Below are 17,905 nucleotides of genomic sequence, written 5' to 3'. Positions count from 1 at the left end.
TGAGACTGCGTCTGTTCGGGATCCCCGTCGCCGCACCCTACAGACTGATCGACATGGCCAAGGACACCGTCGGCCTGATGGATGGGCTCGGGCTGAAGTCAGCGCATCTGGTCGGCGCCTCCATGGGCGGCATGATCGCGCAGGAAGTCGCGATCTCCTTTCCGCAGGCGGTGCGCTCGCTCACCTCGATCATGTCGACGACAGGCAATCCGAAGATCCCGCCGCCGACTCGCGAGGCCGGCGCGGTACTGATGGCGCTGCCGCCAAGGACGAAGGACGAATTTGTCGAGCGCTTCGCCAAGACCTGGAAGATCCTGCGCGTCGGTTCCTTCCCGGAGGACGAGGCGCTCGATCGTTCGCGGGCGCTGCGCACCTATGAACGCGGCCTCAATCCCGCCGGCGTCGGCCGCCAGCTCCGCGCCATTCTCGCCTCCGGTAGCCGCAAGCAACGCCTGAGCGCGGTGAAAGCGCCGACGCTCGTCATCCACGGCACCGTCGATCCGCTGGTGCACCCGGCCGGCGGCAAGGACACCGCGGCGTCGATCCCGGGCGCTAAGCTCCTGATGATCGACGGCATGGGCCACGCATTGCCGATCCCGATGTGGCCGGAGATCATCGACGCCATCGACCAGCACGCACATGGGGCTGCGGCAAAGGCGGCGTGACGTCGAACTCGTGCCGAACTTTGTAGGGTGGGCAAAGCGCAGCGTGCCCACCGTCCACGTTCCGCCCGCAATGGTGTGCACGCTTCGCTTTGCCCACCCTACAAGTCGCGGCTATCCGCCTGCCCAGACGTCGAGCACGTAGCGGTTCTTCGCGCCGAGGTCCTCGATCCAGCGCGTGGCCGCGTCGGCATTGTCACCGTTGTGCTCGCGATGGATCGACATCAAGGTCGCCTTGACGTCCGGCTCCATTTTACTGCCGTCGCCGCAGACATAGATGATCGCGCCCTTCCCGATCAGGTCCCAGACGCGGTTCTTCTGCGCGGCAACCAGGTCCTGCACGTAGGTCTTGGAGCCGTTGAGGCGCGAGAACGCGGTGTGCAGCTCAGTGACGCCATCGGCCGCGAACGCCTTCAGCTCATCGGCATAGATGAAATCCTGATCGGGATGGCGGCAGCCGAAGAACAGCATTGCCGGCCCGAGATTGGCGCCCTGCGACTTCCGATGCGCGCGCTCCTGCAGGAAGCCGCGGAACGGCGCCAGGCCCGTGCCGGGGCCGATCATGATCAGCGGCACCGACGCATCGTCCGGCAACCGGAAGCCGGCCTTGGTCTCGCGCACGGTGGCATGGATGGTGTCGCCGACGCGGCGGCCGGAAAGATAGTTCGAGCAGATACCCTTGTAGATGCCGCGGCCCGAACTTGCCGGCGCCTCCACCACGCCGACGGTGACGCTGCAGCGCGCGGGATCGCCTGACGGCGAGGACGAGATCGAATAGTAACGCGGCGCCAGCAGCGACAGCATTTCGAGATAGATGTGGAACGGCAATTCGCAGGCCGGATGTTCCTCCAGGAGATCGAACACCGATTTGCACTTGCCCATCACCTCGCTGCGATAACGGTCGCCGGATGCATCGTCGTCGCCGGCATAGGCGAGCAGCTTCGGCTTCGTGATCGGGCAGCGCGTATGCTCGGCCATGATCTGGATCTGCTTGCGGGTTGCGACCTGCTGCAGCTCCACGAATTCGGTGAGCAATCGCCCGACCGAGATCGCGTCGCCGACCGGCAACTGCGCGCGGCGGCCTTCCGCCACTTGCAGCCGGATCTGGTCCGCTGGCAGGAAGCCGAAGCGGCGCGCGACCTGGTCGACCAGCGTCGGATCGTTGCGCGGCACCACGCTCAAGTGATCGCCGACGCGGTAGGTGATGCCGGGCGGCAGTTGCACCTCGATGTGCCGCGTCGAACGCTCGGACGGATTGGCGCCGGACTTGTTCTGCAGTTCCGCATTCTCCAGCACCTTCATCGCAACCGCGCCGCCCTGCGCGACGATGGTGTTGACCGAGGTCGGCGCCACCGGCTCGACCGCATAGAGCGGCTCGTCCTCAGGTGTGCGGGTGAAATTCCAGTCGATCCCGAATTCCTTGGTCGCGACCTGCGCGGCAGCCGGAAACCATTTCTGAAACTGACCGTCGAGATCGGCGCGCGCATCGCCCTCGCCGCGCGGATAGACGGCGCGCGCGCGCCGTGCGCGGTGAGCTGCTCGTCGATCAACCGCGGCACCGACTGGTACGTCGCCGCCCAATCGCTGTTGCCGCAGCCGAACACCGCGTAGCGCACGCCGCCAAACGCGTCCTTCGGCAGATCGCTGCCGAGCCATTTGACGAACTCCGTCGCGTTGTCCGGCGGCGCGCCATTGTAGGAGGCGCAGATGATCAGGACGCCGCCATCCTTCGGCAGCTTGCCGACATAGTCGTCGAGCGGACCGAGCCTGGTGTCGAAGCCATTGACCTCGGCGAGATCGGCCATCCGCGTCGCCAGTTCCTCGGCCGAGCCGAGATTGGAGCCGTAGAGCACCAGCATCGGCGTGTTGTGCCCAAGACGCGGTTTTGGCCGCGGCGTCCTTGGCGCGGCCGATGCCGCCGCAGCCGCCCCAGCGAAGGCGCCGCGTTCCCTGTCCTCGCGCGTGCGCACCTTGATCTTGAAGCCCTCGGGCTTGATCGTCAGCGTTTCCTTCAGATGCATCTGGTAGCGATGAACGTCGATCAGCTTGAAGCGCTGTAGGATCATGCCGAGCGCGAGCGCCGCTTCATGCATCGCAAAGCCGCGGCCGATGCAGGCACGCTGGCCGTTGCCGAACGGCTTCCAGGCATTGATCGGCCGCTTGGCCTCGGCCTCGCGGCTGAAATTCTCGGGATCGAAGACGTCCGGATGCGGACCCCAGACACCGGGGTCGCGGTGCAGCGCCATCACGAGGACAGTGATGAAGGTATTCTTCTTCAGCTTGTATTTGCCGCCGATGGTCTCGTCCTGCAGCGGTGCGATGCCATAGGCCGGTGCCGGCGGCCATAGCCGCAGCGACTCTTTCAGGATTTGCGTGATGTAGGTGAGCTGGGTGACCTGCTGATAGGTCGGCTTGGCGTTGATATCGGGGCCGAGCACGCGGTCGACCTCTTCATACGCCTTCTTCAGCACCTCGGGGTGTTTCAACAGCGCATAGATCGTGCTCGACAGCAGGCCGCTCGTGGTCTCATGGCCCGCGATCAGGAATGTGTTGATCTGGTAGCGGATGTTGACGTCGTCGAGCTGCTCGCCGGTGACGCGGTCGACGCCGGTCATCATCGCGGCCAGCATGTCCTTCTGGCCCTCGCCGACATCGGCCTGGCTCCGCCTGCGCTCGGCGATGATCTCGTCGACCATCTTGTTCAAGAACGCGACGTCCTCAGTGAGCGTCTTGCACCGCTTCTGCATCCACAGCCGTTCCAGCGGCAGGCCGCGGGTCATCATGATGGTCTCGAGCGAGCGCACCAGCGACTCCACGAAGGGATGGTAGTCGCGGCGATAGAACGAATTGAAGCGGTAGTCGAAGCCGCAGAGCCCGATCGTGTCGAGTGTCAGCGCCGTCATGTCGTGGACGACGTCGATCTCCTCGTCGGCGTTGAGCCGCTCCCATTTCTTCACGAGCTGCTCGGCGATATCGACCATGCTCGGATGATAGGACTGCATGGCACGGTTGCCGAACGGCTGCAGCAGGATGTTGTGCGCCTTGCTCCAGTTCGGCTCCTTGGTGTCGGCGGTGAACAGGCCATCGCCGCCGACCGCGCGCACGCGCCGCAGCGAGCCGCGCACCGCCTTGTCGAAGCGTTTTTCGTCGGAGAGCTCGTCGACCAGATCGTGGCCGGAGACGATCACGAGCGGGGCGCCCATCATGTCGAGCCAGTAGATCGGTCCGAGCTCCTTGGCGAGCCGCACCAGATGCTGCACCGGCGCGGTCGAATCCAGCGACAGCATGTTGCCGACCACGGGCATGGTCGGCGGATGCGGGATCGGACTCAGTCGGTTGCCGGATGCCATGTGGGGAATGTCTCCTGATCTCGCCTCGATCTCATCCCGTCATTCCGGGGCGCGCAGAGCGCGAGCCCGGAATCCATCGGGCCGCATGCGCAGGCGGAGAAATGGATTCCGGGCTCGATGCTGGCGCATCGCCCCGGAATGACCGCGGCGCTCCTTTGCTCGCAGTGATACCTTCACCACCGCCGCCCCTCACCCAAACCGCCTTCTACGCCATTCGATCAACTTGGCGCTGACTTCTTCCGGCTTCTCCTGCTGCGTCCAATGGCCGCTGTCCCCGACCAGATACTTTTCGAGATCGGGAATCAGCTTCTCCATCCCGTCGGCCGACGACGGCGGCAGCACGGCGTCGTTCTCGGCCATGATCATCAGCGACGGCACCCGCACGGTGTGATCGAGCCCTTCGGAGCGTTGCCAGTTGCGCGACATGTTGCGGTACCAATTGATGCCGCCGGTGAAGCCGGTCTTGGTGAAGGCGTCGACGAACACCTGCTTCTCTTCCGGCGACAGGATCGGTGTGCGCGGATCGTGCGCGGCATCGTAATTCGCGATCATCTGCGGGAAAGCCAGGTTGAGCCGCGGCGATGCGCCGACGCCGGCCACGACCTCTTCGGCAGGAGCATCGGGCCGCCGCGCCGGCTTGCGCATGAATGCATCAAAGGTCTGCTCGACCCGGCTTCCAAAGATCTTGTCCGGCTCGTGCGCGGGATCCTGGAACTGGACGATATACATCTGCTCGCCGAACCGCTTGCGCAAAAGCTCGATCGGATCGGCCCAGGCACGGTTGGTATGCGGGGTATTGATGCCGACCACACCGGCGACACGGTCGGGATACCGAAGCGGCATCTGCCAGACGACGAAGCCGCCCCAGTCGTGACCGACGAAGATGGCCTTGTCGATCTGGAGATGATCGAGCAGGCCGACGAGATCGGCGGTCAGTTGCTCGATATCATAGGCCTCGACCGGCTCCGGCCGGTCGGTTACGCCATAGCCGCGCTGATCCGGCGCGATCGCGCGGATGCCGGCTTCGCTCAGCGCCTTGATCTGGTGGCGCCAGGAGAAGGCGAGCTCCGGCCAGCCGTGGCAGAGCACCATCGGCGGCTTGTCGGTCTTGGGTCCGGCGTCATAGAAGCCCATGCGGATGCCGTTGGTCTGGGCGAATTGCAGCGGGGGCATTTCCATCATCGAGACAATCCTTATTCAGCGGCGCTCTTGGTCTCGGCTGGAGGCGGCATGAACGCCGCCTCCAGCGCCTCGAATTCGGGTGGCAGCATGTCGCACAAAACCTGCACATGCGGAATGATATTGGCCCCGGCGACGAAGCCGAAATCGAGCTGGTCGCGATAGCTCTGCACGGTGATGTTGAGCGCAAGGCCGTGGGTCGCGATCGACACCGGGAAGATATGCAGCAGTTCCGCACCGGCCGCATAGAGCGTCTGTCTTGGCCCCGGCACATTGGAGACGGTGATGTTCGCCGCGGGCGGCAGCACGTTCGACAGGTCCGAGCGGCTGTAGAGCAGCGCCAGGATCTGCACCAGGATCGGCGCGCCCAGCATCGAGACGTTGGAGACCTGCGGCATGAAAGCCCGCAGCGGGTGCGACATCTCCTTCGCCTTGGTGGATTGCGCGATGATCGCTTCCAGCCGCGCCTTGGGATCCTCGATGTTGGTCGCGATCGAGCAGATCATGCCGAACACCTGGTTGTTCGACTCGGTATTGCCTTCCTCACGCAGCGAGATCGGCACCGCTGCGGTCAGCGACTTGTTCGGCAGCGCGCCCTGGCTGATCAAATGGCGGCGCACCACGCCGGAGGCGAGCGCCAGCACGACGTCGTTGAGCTTGCCTCCGGCCGCCTTTGCCACCGCCTTGGCGCGCGACAGCGAGACCGACGTGCCGGCGAAGCTGCGCTCCGAGGAGATCGCCTTGTTCAGGATGGTCGGCGGCGACACCATGCTGGCGAGGCTTTCGCGCGATTTCGGATCCGAGACCTTTGTCATGACCTCCGACACGCTTTTCAGCATTGCCGGCACGCTGCTTGCGAACTTGATCGCGTTCTCGATCTGGAACATGGCGTTGTCGAACAGGATCGAGCCCAGATCGCTCTTGCCCGAGCGCGGCAGCTCGATCGTCCTTGGCGGCGCCGCGGCATCGAACGGCTGGGTCCAGAGCTGCTGATAGGAATCGATCAGGTTCGCCGCGATGTCGCGCGGTTCCTGCGCGACCTTCCGCGCGGTCGGCGGGTCGACCTTCCTCGGGATCGGCGAGATGTCGTAGATCATGCTGGTGAGCGCAGCACCCGCGCCGCCATCGATGCAGGCATGATGCATCTTGGAATAGAGACCGATCTCGTTGTTCTGCATGCCCTCGAAGACGTAGAACTCCCACAAGGGCCGGGCGCGATTGAGCAGCTTCGCGTGGATCCAGCCGACGAGGCGCTCCAGCGTGGCGCGGTCATGAGGCGCCGGCAGGCTGCCGCGGAAGATGTGGCGGTCGATGTCGAACTGATCGTCCTCCACCCAGGAAGGGTGGTCGATGTCGAGCGGCGCCTTCTCCAGGCGCGATTTCAGGATCGGCGCGATGTGCAATCGCGAGGCGATCATCGCCTTGAAGTCTTCGAAAAAGTCGCCCTTGTAGTCGTCGGGCAATCGGAAGATCGCCATGCTCCCGACATGCATCGGCATTTCCGGCGTTTCCAGATAGAGAAACGACGCGTCCAGCGACGACAGTTTCTTGGCGTCGGCCATGGCTTCCTCCCGGTGATTGTCGTGCGGCGCCTTGATGGCGCTCTCATTCGGACGGCCGCTTGCTGCGGCGTCGATCAGGATTGTGCCTGTTCCGGGGGTGGATAGGCAATGGCAAAGGGGCCGGACCGATCAAAATGCCTGAACTCGCCCTCCGCCTGCGCCAGGCGGTCGGCGACCGCCCAGAGCGCCGCGGGATTGACGCCGAGCCCGATATGGCTCGCGAGCAGCACCTCGATATTTTCGGCCGTTGCCGACGGGCGCTGCACGCTGGTTCGCCAGTTCACGATGCCGTCGGCGCGCGAGTAGATCGAGGTGGCCGGCACCGGCATGTCACCGGCGATCGCCTGCCGGACCTCGGGAATGTCATCCACGCCCTCGCCTGTCAGCGCCTCGTAGAGCCGCGTCGCGTTGGTGGCGCGGATATCGCCGGCAAAGGGGCTGGCGAGCGTGATGACGGAGCGCACCATCTCCGGCGCGTTCAGCGCCAAGTCACGCGCATAGACGCCGCCAAGGCTCCAGCCGACGATGCTCACCTTGCGCCCGGTGGAGTCGCTGATCCGCTGCAACAGATCGCGCAGCGACGCGCGCATCCGCCTGAGGCCGCCGACATTGCGGCCCAGGCTCCAGGCATAGGTGTCATAGCCGAGCGCCTTCAGGTACCGCCGCATCGGCGCCATCGACAGGTCGCTCGCCAGGAAACCCGGCAGCGTCAGCACCGGATGGCCGTCCCCTTTCGGCGCGCGCATCAAGAGCGGCAGCAGCAGGAGGCTCGAATTGAACTCGAACAGGCCCCTGCCCTCGGCCAGCATCAGACAGATGTTCGGTGGACGCAGCCGGCGTTCGCTCTCCTCACGGCTGCCATCCACGGCCGTCATCTATTTCCTGTCCTTCTTCGAGGTGCTGCCGAGGCCGGCCATCGCCACGAACATGTCTTGGAAACGCTCGGCCAGTTTGGGATCGAGCCAGCTCTGCATCAAAGCTTCCGGCGAGACTTTCTCGATGTTCGAGGTCATCTGCTGCTGCAGCTTTTCCATGACCGCCGTCTGCATCGGCGCGACATCTGGCAGGCCGAAGAACTGCCGGGCTTCGAGCGGCGTGCAATCTATTTCGACGTTGACCTTCATGACCGCTCCTCAATGCAGTTGACGCATGAACATGACCCGGGAATCGATTCTTCGAACGGATCATGCCGTGGTGCAGTATCGCCGCGAGAGGGCTCGTCGCGCAAGCGGGACGATGGTGGCAGGCGGCAGGCATCGCCCGCCAGGGTCAACCAAAGCGCTCCACCGCAAACGGCTTCGCATCCGCAAACGGCGTCTCGCCGGTCATCATCTCCGCAAGCAGCCGGCCGCTCACGGGCCCGAGCGTCAATCCGTGGTGCTGATGGCCGAAATCGAACCAGAGCCCGGGGTGGCGCGGCGCCTTGCCGATCACCGGCAGCATGTCGGGCAGGCAGGGCCGCGCGCCCTTCCAGGGCTTGGCCTCCACCGGATCGCCGAGCGGGAACAGGTTGCGCGCCCGCGGCACCGCCCGCTCGACCTGCACCGGGGACGCCGGTGCGTCGCGATGGGCGAACTCGACGCCGGTGGTCAGCCGGATGCCGCGGTTCATCGGCGCCAGACAATAACCGAGATCGGAATCGAGCACAGGATGATTGAGCACGGCATTGCCGCCCGGCTTCAGGTGCAAATGATAGCCGCGCTTGACCTGAAGCGGGATCGAATAGCCGAGCGGGCCGAATACCTGGTCGGACCACGGGCCCATCGCGACCACCACCTCGCGGGCAGTCACACTGCCCTCGCTGATTGCCACGCGCCATCGTCCGCCGGATTGTTCGAGCGTGCGGGCGTCGCCGACAAAGAAACGGCCGCTCCTGCGGCCGAACAGCGCGGCATAGGCCTTTGCCAACCCGCCGGGATCGGCGACCGAGCCCGGCGCCGGCGAATATACTGCGCCAGCGAAGTCACCCGACAGGTTCGGCTCGCGCGCGGCGATGCCCTTGGCATCGAGGACTTCGTTGGTGACGCCATATTGCTTCGCACGCTCAGTATCGCGCACGGCCTTGGCGAAGGTCGCTTTGCTGCGATAGAGTTTGATCCAGCCGGTCTTGCGCAGCAATTCCGGGACGCCGGCTTCTGCAATCAACGCCTCGTGCTCGATCAGGCTCTGCCGGATCAGCGGCATCTCGGCGAGCGCGCTGTGCAACGCACCCTCAGCCGAGGAGGCAAAATAATAGCGCGCGAGCCATGGCAGGAAGATCGGCAGGTCGGCGACGCGGTAGCGCACCTGCGGCGCGCGGTTCAGCGCATAGCGGAGGAGCTCGCCGAAATCCCGCGGGAACATGTAAGGAAAAACCGAGGCGCATTCGATGATGCCGGTGTTGCCGTAACTCGTCTCCTCGCCAGCGGCATCGTGCCGGTCGACCAGGACGACATCGCGGCCTCGTTTTTGCAGATGCAAGGCGGCACCGACACCGACCATGCCAGCCCCCAGGACAATGACGTCGGCCCTTAGTTCCGCCATCCTTACTCCGAAAGTTCAATGTCACGCGCACGCCCGACCAGCGAGCGTCAAGCTAATCATTGCGGCACGGCTGCGCAAACTCATCTCATCTTCTACGGGAAATCGCGCTTGCGCACCCGGTAAACTTTGGCAACATTGGCATGCAATATCCTACCAACAGTGCGCATCGCGGGACCAAGACGGGGAACAGGTTCAAATGTCGGTACGTCATCATCTGCTTGCGGCAATAAGTCTTGCCATCGTTGCGACGACGACACCTGTTTCGGCCCAGACGCTGCGCTACGCCAATCAGGGCGATCTCAAATCGCTGGATCCGCATACGCTGAACGAGACGACCACCCATGCCCATCTCGGCCAGGTCTATGAAGGTCTCACCGCGCGCGACAAGGATCTGAAGATCATCCCGGCGCTCGCCGAAAGCTGGGAGACGCCGGAGCCGACCCGTTGGCGCTTTCATCTGCGCAAGAACGTGAAATTCCAGAACGGCGACCCCTTCACCGCCGACGACGTGGTGTTTTCTGCCGACCGCGTCCGCGCCAAGGGCTCCAATCTGCAGACCCGCATTCCCGCCGACGCCAAGGTCGTCAAGGTCGACGACTACACCGTCGATTTCATCCTGACCTCGCCCAATCCCATCCTGAATTCGCAATGGGATACCTGGTACATCATGGACAAGAAGTGGGCCGAGGCGAACAACGCCACACAGCCCACGCCGGCATCAGCCACAACGCCGAGCTTTGCCTCGCTCAACGCCAACGGCACCGGGCCTTTCATGATCGAAAGCCATCAGCCCGGCGTGAAGACGGTGTTCAAGGTCAATCCGAACTGGTGGCAGAAGCCCGAACACAATTTGAAGGAAATTGTCTTCACCCCGATCGCCTCCGATGCGACCCGCGTCGCCGCACTGCTCTCGGGCGAGGTCGACATCATCGAACCGGTTCCGATCCAGGACATCTCGCGCGTCGATTCCAGTCCGAACGCGCAGGTGCTGAAGGGACCGGAGATCCGCACCATTTTCCTCGGCATGGACCAGAGCCGCGATGAACTGCTCTACTCCAACATCAAGGGCAAGAACCCGTTCAAGGATGTGCGCGTCCGCGAAGCCTTCTACAAGGCGATCGATATCGAACTGATCAAGAACCGCGTGATGCGCGGGCTCTCGACGCCGTCAGCACTGATGGTCGCGCCGCAATTGTACCCGCCGTCGAAGGATTTCACCCGTCCAAAATTCGATCCCGACGGCGCCAAGAAGCTCCTGACCGCAGCCGGCTATCCTGACGGCTTCGAAGTCACCATGGATTGCCCGAACGACCGCTATGTCAACGACGCCGCGATCTGTCAGGCTGTGGTCGGCATGCTCGCCCGCATCGGCGTGAAGGTGAACCTGCTGGCGCAGCCGAAAGCTCAGTATTTTGCAAAAATTCTGAAGCCCGGCGGCTACCAGACCTCGTTCTACATGCTGGGATGGACGCCCGGCACGCTCGACTCGCACAACGTGATGTATGACATCATGGGCTGCCGCGACGATCCGAAATCGGCACGCGGGGAGACCAATCTCGGCGGCTACTGCAACAAGGAATTCGATGACATCGCCGACAAGGTGCTGCAGGAGACCGACACCGCCAAGCGCGACCAGTTGATCAAGGCCGGCTTCGAGATCGCGATGAAGGACTGGGCCTACATCCCGCTGCATCAGCAGGCGCTGGCCTGGGGCGTCTCGAAGAAATTGAAAGTGGTGCAGCGCCCGGACAACCAGGTGCTGCCCTACTGGATGGTCAAATCGGAATAAAGCTTCGTCACTCCAAGGTCCCGGCAGCCCCGCGCTTCCGGGACCTTTTGCTTAGTGGCGGGAAATCGCCAACGCTTCGGGTGAAGGAAGAGATGCTCGCTTTCACGCTTCGCCGCGCCGTTCAAGCCATCGGGGTAATGATCGCCGTCGGGATCATCGCCTTCGCGATGTTCCGCTTCGCCGGCGACCCCGTCAGCCAGATTGTCTCGATCGACACGCCGGCGGCCGAGCGCGAGGCGGTGCGCAAATCGCTCGGGCTCGATGATCCCGTGCTGATCCAGTTCGCGCGCTATTTCGTCAACGCCGCGCAGTTCAAGTTCGGCGTCTCCTATCAGTTCCGGCAGCCGGTCTCGACGCTGCTCGCCGAGCGGCTGCCGGCGACGCTGGAGCTTGCGATCTGCGCCACGATCTTCGCGATGGTGTTCGGCATCCTTATGGGCGTCTATGCCGCGCTCAGGCGCGACACCCTGCTTGCCAAACTATGCCAGGCGGTCTCGCTGATCGGCATCTCGCTGCCGACCTTCCTGATCGGCATCCTCCTGATCTACCTGTTCGCAGTGACGCTGGGCTGGCTGCCTTCATTCGGCCGCGGAGAAATGGTGCGGATCGGCTGGTGGACGACCGGCCTGCTCACGGTGTCCGGCCTCAAGGCGCTGATCATGCCCTCGATCACGCTCGGCCTGTTCCAGATGACGCTGATCATGCGGCTGGTGCGCGCGGAGATGCTGGAAGTGCTGCGCACCGACTATATCCGCTTCGCCCGCGCCCGTGGACTGACCACGCGCGCGATCCATTTCGGCCACGCGCTGAAGAACACGCTGGTTCCCGTCATCACCGTAGCCGGCCTGCAGTTTGGCTCGGTTATTGCATTCTCGATCATCACCGAATCCGTGTTCCAGTGGCCGGGCATGGGATTGATGTTCGTGCAGGCGGTGCAAAACGTCGATATCCCGATCATGGCGGCGTATCTTCTGATGGTCTCGCTGATCTTCGTCACCATCAACCTGGTGGTCGACATTCTCTACACCATCGTCGACCCGCGCCTGCGCGCCACCGTTAGCCGACCGGCCTGAGGCAGAAGAATGTCCGACGGCGTTGTTCAGCAACACACCAAAACCGCGCATTCCGGCGTGGGCTGGTTCCGACGCGCCGTCGACAGCGACCTGTTCTATTCCTTCCGCCGCTCGAAGCTGACGATGCTGGCGGCCGCGGTCACCGTGCTGTTCTTCCTGCTCGCGATCCTTGCTTCCGTGCTCGCCGTGCAGAACCCGTTCGACCCGGCGCAGCTCCAATTGATGAACTCACGCATCTCGCCGCTCTGGACCGCCGACGGCCAGAGCCCGTTCTTGCTCGGCACCGACGAACAGGGCCGCGATGTGTTCTCCGCCATTCTCTATGGCTTGAGGATTTCGCTTATCGTCGGCGTGCTCGGCGTCGTCTTCGCCGGCGCAATCGGGATCACGCTCGGGCTGATCGCGGGTTATCTCGGCGGCGCCGTCGACGCCGTGATCATGCGGATCGCCGACGTGCAGCTCACCTTCCCGGCGATCCTGATCGCGCTGATCGTCAACGGCGTCGCCAAATCCGTGTTCGGCAACCGGCTCGATCCGACGAGCATGCTCGCCGTGCTCGTCGTCGCGATCGGCCTAAGCTTCTGGGTGCAATATGCCCGCTCCGTGCGCGGCTCGGTCATGGTGGAGAAGAACAAGGATTATGTCGCCGCCGCGCAACTGATCGGCCTGCCCGCGCCCAAGATCATGCTGCGCCACGTGCTGCCCAACACGATGGGCCCGATCCTCGTCATCGCCACCATCAACCTGGCGCTCGCGATCATCACCGAGGCGACGCTGTCATTCTTGGGCTCAGGCATGCCCGACACCATGCCCTCGCTCGGAACGTTGATCCGGATCGGTAACAACTATCTCTTCGCCGGCGAATGGTGGATCGTCGCCTTCCCCGGCATTGCGCTGGCCGGCTTGATCCTCTCGATCAACCTGCTCGGCGACTGGCTGCGCGACGCGCTCAATCCGAAGCTCCGATGACCGTGCCTGTCCTCTCCGTGCGTGACCTGAAGGTGGAGTTCGTCACCCGCCGCGCGACGTTGCGCGCGATCGACGGCGTCTCCTTCGACATCGCCAAGGGCGAGGTGCTGGGCGTGGTCGGCGAATCCGGCGCCGGCAAGTCGGTCACGGGCCTTGCCGTCATCGGCCTGATCGATCCGCCCGGCCGCATCTCCGGCGGCGAGATACATCTCTCGGGCATGCGCATCGATCACTTGCCACCGGAGGAGATCCGGCGCGTGCGGGGCAAGCGCATCGGCATGATCTTCCAGGATCCGCTGACGAGCCTCAACCCGCTCTATCGGATCGGCGACCAGATCGTCGAGACCATCCGCACCCACACCAACCTCTCCGAAAGCGCCGCGCGCAAGCGCGCCGTCGACCTGCTCGCCGAGGCCGGCATCCCCGCGCCGGAAAAACGTGTCGACGGCTATCCGCATGAATTTTCCGGCGGCATGCGCCAGCGCGTGGTGATCGCGCTCGCGATCTGCGCCGAGCCGGAACTGATCATCGCGGATGAGCCGACGACCGCGCTCGACGTTTCCGTGCAGGCGCAGATCATCGCACTGATCAAGCGGCTCGGCCGCGACCATGGCACGGCCGTGATGCTGGTGACCCACGACATGGGTGTGATCGCCGAGACCTGCGATCGCGTCGCGGTGATGTATTCCGGCCGCATCGCCGAGATCGGCCCGGTGCAGGACGTCGTGCGCAACCCACTGCATCCCTACGCCAAGGGCCTGATGGGCGCGATCCCGACGCTTGCCGGCGAGGACAGGCGATTGGTGCAGATTCCCGGCTCCATGCCGCGATTGTCGGCGATTCCGCCGGGCTGCCCGTTCAACCCGCGCTGCGCTTTTGCCTTCGACCGCTGCCGGGTCGAGCGTCCCGAACCGACCCGCCAAGGCGCGCAGGCCGTCGCCTGCCATCTCTACGACCACGCCGCGAAGGAGAGTGCGGCATGACATCGTTCATCGAGGTCAAGAATCTCCGGCGCGTGTTCGACGTGTCAAAGCCGTGGCTCAACCGCGTGCTCGAAGGCGGCCATCTCGAATTCCTCAGGGCGGTCGACGGCGTCACCTTCGATATCCGCAAAGGCGAAACCTTTGCGCTGGTCGGCGAATCCGGCTCCGGCAAGACCACGGTGGCGCGGATGGTGGTCGGGCTGTTGCCGCCGAGCTCGGGCGAGGTCGTGATCGACGGCGTCTCGATGACCGATCCGAGGCAGGCGCAGGCGCGCCAGCGCTTGCGCCGGCGCATCCAGATGATCTTCCAGGATCCCTATGCGAGCCTCAATCCGCGCTTCCGGGTCGATGCCATCGTCTCGGAGCCGATCCGCGCCTTCGACCTGATCCAGGGTGAACGCGACATCCGCGCCCGCGTCGGCGAGTTGCTGTCGCTGGTCGGGCTGCATGCCGATGACGGCCTGAAATACCCGCACGAATTCTCCGGCGGCCAGCGCCAGCGCATTGCGATCGCCCGCGCGCTCGCATCAGAAGCCGAGTTCATCGTCTGCGACGAGCCGACCTCGGCACTCGACGTCTCCGTGCAGGCGCAGATCCTCAACCTGATGCGCGACCTGCAGGACAAGTTCGGCCTCACCTACCTCTTCATCAGCCACAATCTTGCCGTCGTGCGCCACATGGCGAGCCGGATCGGCGTGATGTATCTCGGCCGCATCGTGGAGGTCGCGGAGGGCCGCGCGCTGTTCAATCATCCGCGCATGCCCTACACCAAGATGCTGCTTGGCGCGGTCCCTGATCTCGGCATGAGCGGCCGCCAGCGCATTCCCGTCAAAGGCGAAATCCCGAACCCGATCAATCCGCCGCCGGGATGCGCCTTCAACCCGCGCTGCCCGCTCGCGTTCGATTTATGCCGCCAAAAGGCGCCGGAGCTGATCGACGGCGTCGCCTGCCATGCCGTCAACTCCCCGGCCGAGGCTGCCGCGCCCGCGTGATCACATGGATGCGAGGTAGCCATGCCGGCCGCGCCGTTGGCAGCAGCGTCCGCCTGTGATCAAGTGCGCCCGCACAAAAAACAACTGGTGGCGAGCCATGGGCAACATCAATCCTGATCCGTTCACGACCCGTCCCGAGATCGAAGGCACGTTCGGCGTCGTCACCTCGACGCATTGGATCGCGACCGCGGTCGGTATGGCCACGCTGGAAAAAGGCGGCAACGCCTTCGACGCCGGCGTCGCCACCGCCTTCACGCTGCAGGTGGTCGAGCCGCACCTGAACGGTCCAGGCGGCGACGTACCGGTCATCGTCCATGACGTGAAGCGCGGCAAGACCGAGGTGATTTGCGGCCAGGGTCCCGCGCCGGCGAAGGCGACGATCGCGCATTATCGCAGCGAAGGGCTGGAGATGGTGCCCGGCACCGGCCTGCTCGCCGCCTGTGTGCCCGGCACGTTCGAGTCCTGGATGCTGCTGCTGCGCGATTACGGCACGCTCAAGCTACGCGACGTGCTCGAGCCCGCGATCGCCTATGCCGGCGAAGGCTTTCCGCTGGTCGAACGCGCCTCCGCCACCATCAAGATCGTGGAGCAATTGTTCCGGAAATACTGGACGACCTCGGCCGAGGTCTATCTGCCCAACAACGAGGTGCCCAAGCCCGGCACGATCTTCACTAACAAGCGCCTTTCGGAAACTTACGCCCGCATCCTGAAAGAAGCGGAAAGCGCCGGCAGCGACCGCGTCGCACAGATCGAGCGCGCGCGCCAGGCGTGGTCGAAGGGCTTTGTCGCCGAGGCGATCGACAAATTCTGCCGCACCCAGGAAGTGATGGACGTCTCCGGCTCGCCGCATCGCGGCGTGCTCTCGGCCGACGACATGGCACGCTGGCAGCCCACGATCGAAGCGCCCCTGACCTACGATTACGCCCGCTACACCGTGTGCAAGGCCGGCGTCTGGAGCCAGGGCCCGGTGATGCTGCAGCAACTCGCTTTGCTGAAGGGTTTTGACCTCGACGGCCTCGATCCCACCAGCGCCGATTTCATCCATCTGCAGATCGAATGCGCCAAGCTCGCTTACGCCGACCGCGAGACATTCTACGGCGATCCGAACTTCACGGATATCCCGATCGAAACGCTGCTCTCGGATGCCTATAACGACGAGCGCCGCAAGCTGATCTCGAAGGACAAGGCTTCGCTCGACTTCATCCCCGGCTCGGTCGAAGGCTTTGGCGCGGTGGTGAAGCTGCGCCGCGCCGAGGGCCATCGCGAGGCGGTCGGTGCGATGGGCGCGGGCGAGCCCACCGTCGGCCGTTTTGGCGAGGTGCGCGGCGACACCGTGCATTTCGACATCATCGACAAGGCCGGCAACATGATCTCGGCGACGCCCTCCGGCGGCTGGCTGCAGTCCTCGCCTGTTATCCCCGAGCTCGGCTTCTGCCTCGGCAGCCGCGCGCAGATGTTCTGGCTCGAGGAGAATCACCCCGCCGCGCTTGCGCCGGGCAAGCGCCCACGCACCACGCTCTCGCCCACCATGGCGCTGCGCGACGGCGAGCCCTATCTGGCCTGGGGCTCGCCGGGCGGCGACCAGCAGGACCAATGGATCACGCAGTTCTTCCTCCGCCACGTCCATGCCAAGCTGAACCTGCAGGAGGCGATCGACGCGCCGGCCTGGCATTCCGAGCATTTCCCGATCTCGTTCTGGCCACGCACCGCGCGCCCGGGCGTGCTCGTCGTCGAAGGTCGCGTGCCCAAGGCGAGCATCGACGAGTTGCAGCGTCGCGGCCACATCGTCGAGGTCGGGCCTGACTGGTCGGAGGGACGGCTGACGGCGGCTTCGCGCGTGGGGCGCAAGCGCCGCGCCGCCGCCAACCCGCGCGGCATGCAGGGCTACGCCGCTGGAAGGTAAGGGGCGCTCACGCCTCACTGCGCGTCATTGCGAGGAGCAAAGCGACGAAGCAATCCATGCCTCCACGAGCGGCGAGATAGATTGCTTCGCTCCGCTCGCAATGACGGGGAGAGAGACGCGCTTTTAGATTACCAGCTCCCGCAGCACGCGGCGGCAATCCATCTCGTATTCGAGATCGACCACCGGCGGCCGGGCAAAATGCCAGGTCAGGCCGGAGCGGGTGGCGCCGCGGCGCACCAGCTCGTCGGCGAGATGCGGATGGAAATCGTGCACGGTGTAGACCTGCGCGCCGGTGGTGTCCCGCCAGGTGAAGCCGAATTCGGCGAGCCGCCGCTCCATCTCGCCCACGGTGAAGCGCACCTTCTCCTGCCAGGCTTCCGGGCTCATGTCGCGATAGCGGACGATGCGCTCGGGATAGCTGCCGGCACCGCCGCGCGCCTCGGCGCCACCGGCGATCACGAAGGACGGTGAGCTCCCCGTGCTCGGGCGCGTGAAGGAGAATGCATAGAATGAGGGCTCGGCGGGCGGATCGATTTCGGGACAGACATTGCTGCGCGCCACCGGATTGGTGGTGCCATCGAACAGCCCCCACTCCGCGAGCGTCTTCACATAATGCTCGTTGAAGGCGCGAAAGCCCTGCTCTGAGACCGCCGCCGGCGAACGTAACTCGCAGGCGCAGAACGAGGTCAACGGCCGTTCCGCCGCCTGGATATGGCTTGCGATCCGCGCAAAGCCTTCGGCAAGCGGCACCAGCCTGTCAAAGCGCACGCGCTCGACTTCAAAGCCCGGATTGGCGGCCGCGCCGCTCGAATACTGGAACACGGCTGGAATGAAACGATAATTGCCGGGCGCGAAATCGCTCACCATGTCTGTTTCCCCGAATCTTGTCGTTCTAGTTGCATTGACTGTAGCCCGGATGG

13 protein-coding genes and 1 pseudogene are annotated in these 17,905 nt (G+C 64.5%); 7 read left to right on the top strand and 7 right to left on the bottom strand.

The annotated features are described in order from the left end of the window. The coding region (locus tag CWO89_RS12520) for an alpha/beta fold hydrolase (protein ID WP_130578908.1) at positions 1-665 on the top strand (665 nt) is incomplete at its 5' end. 111 nt (positions 666-776) lie between these two features. Here CWO89_RS12520 and CWO89_RS12515 read toward each other — a convergent pair. From CWO89_RS12515 to CWO89_RS12490, 6 genes and pseudogenes are all read right to left on the bottom strand, one after another. Next, positions 777-4,012, bottom strand: a pseudogene (locus CWO89_RS12515) (bifunctional cytochrome P450/NADPH--P450 reductase). A 189-nt stretch (positions 4,013-4,201) separates the two neighbouring features. Continuing rightward, complete coding sequence (locus CWO89_RS12510; protein WP_130578907.1) at positions 4,202-5,194, bottom strand: alpha/beta fold hydrolase; 993 nt, start codon at positions 5,192-5,194, stop codon at positions 4,202-4,204. An 11-nt stretch (positions 5,195-5,205) separates the two neighbouring features. After that, positions 5,206-6,753: a WS/DGAT/MGAT family O-acyltransferase gene (locus CWO89_RS12505; RefSeq protein WP_130578906.1), complete on the bottom strand. Its 1,548-nt coding sequence runs from the start codon at positions 6,751-6,753 to the stop codon at positions 5,206-5,208. A 74-nt stretch (positions 6,754-6,827) separates the two neighbouring features. After that, positions 6,828-7,628, bottom strand: a complete 801-nt coding sequence (locus CWO89_RS12500; protein WP_130578905.1) for an esterase/lipase family protein — start codon at positions 7,626-7,628, stop codon at positions 6,828-6,830. Beyond that, on the bottom strand, positions 7,629-7,877 hold the full coding sequence (locus tag CWO89_RS12495; RefSeq protein WP_028164994.1) for a DUF6489 family protein: 249 nt from the start codon (positions 7,875-7,877) through the stop codon (positions 7,629-7,631). 145 nt (positions 7,878-8,022) lie between these two features. Beyond that, entirely contained in the window at positions 8,023-9,276 is a 1,254-nt protein-coding gene (locus CWO89_RS12490; protein WP_130578904.1) for an NAD(P)/FAD-dependent oxidoreductase, read from the bottom strand. A 196-nt stretch (positions 9,277-9,472) separates the two neighbouring features. Here CWO89_RS12490 and CWO89_RS12485 point away from each other — a divergent pair, with 196 nt between their 5' ends. The 6 genes from CWO89_RS12485 (at position 9,473) to CWO89_RS12460 (ending at position 16,985) form a co-directional block, all read left to right on the top strand. Beyond that, positions 9,473-11,065, top strand: a complete 1,593-nt coding sequence (locus CWO89_RS12485) for an ABC transporter substrate-binding protein (protein ID WP_130578903.1) — start codon at positions 9,473-9,475, stop codon at positions 11,063-11,065. 92 nt (positions 11,066-11,157) lie between these two features. After that, complete coding sequence (locus tag CWO89_RS12480; protein ID WP_130578902.1) at positions 11,158-12,138, top strand: ABC transporter permease; 981 nt, start codon at positions 11,158-11,160, stop codon at positions 12,136-12,138. A 9-nt stretch (positions 12,139-12,147) separates the two neighbouring features. Next, on the top strand, positions 12,148-13,107 hold the full coding sequence (locus CWO89_RS12475; RefSeq protein WP_130578901.1) for an ABC transporter permease: 960 nt from the start codon (positions 12,148-12,150) through the stop codon (positions 13,105-13,107). Beyond that, positions 13,104-14,090 (top strand): ABC transporter ATP-binding protein, encoded by a 987-nt coding sequence (locus CWO89_RS12470; RefSeq protein WP_130578900.1) that lies wholly within the window; start codon positions 13,104-13,106, stop codon positions 14,088-14,090. The genes CWO89_RS12475 and CWO89_RS12470 overlap by 4 nt, the downstream gene beginning before the upstream one ends. Beyond that, positions 14,087-15,082, top strand: coding sequence for an ABC transporter ATP-binding protein (locus tag CWO89_RS12465; RefSeq protein WP_130578899.1), 996 nt, complete (start codon positions 14,087-14,089; stop codon positions 15,080-15,082). Before CWO89_RS12470 ends, CWO89_RS12465 begins: the two co-directional genes overlap by 4 nt. A 97-nt stretch (positions 15,083-15,179) precedes the next feature. After that, positions 15,180-16,985 carry a gamma-glutamyltransferase family protein gene (locus CWO89_RS12460; protein WP_130578898.1) on the top strand — a complete coding sequence of 602 codons (1,806 nt, stop codon included), beginning with the start codon at positions 15,180-15,182 and terminating at the stop codon, positions 16,983-16,985. 123 nt (positions 16,986-17,108) lie between these two features. On the opposite strand, the gene cnbZ is transcribed toward CWO89_RS12460, so the two are convergent. Then, complete coding sequence (gene cnbZ, locus CWO89_RS12455) at positions 17,109-17,852, bottom strand: 2-amino-5-chloromuconate deaminase CnbZ (protein WP_130578897.1); 744 nt, start codon at positions 17,850-17,852, stop codon at positions 17,109-17,111. Positions 17,853-17,905: the final 53 nt, after the last annotated feature.

This window comes from Bradyrhizobium sp. Leo170 (assembly GCF_004296405.1).
Taxonomy (GTDB): Bacteria; Pseudomonadota; Alphaproteobacteria; order Rhizobiales; family Xanthobacteraceae; genus Bradyrhizobium.
The sequence above is the reverse complement of the archived record's forward strand: the minus strand, read 5'-3'. Positions and strand labels throughout refer to the sequence as shown.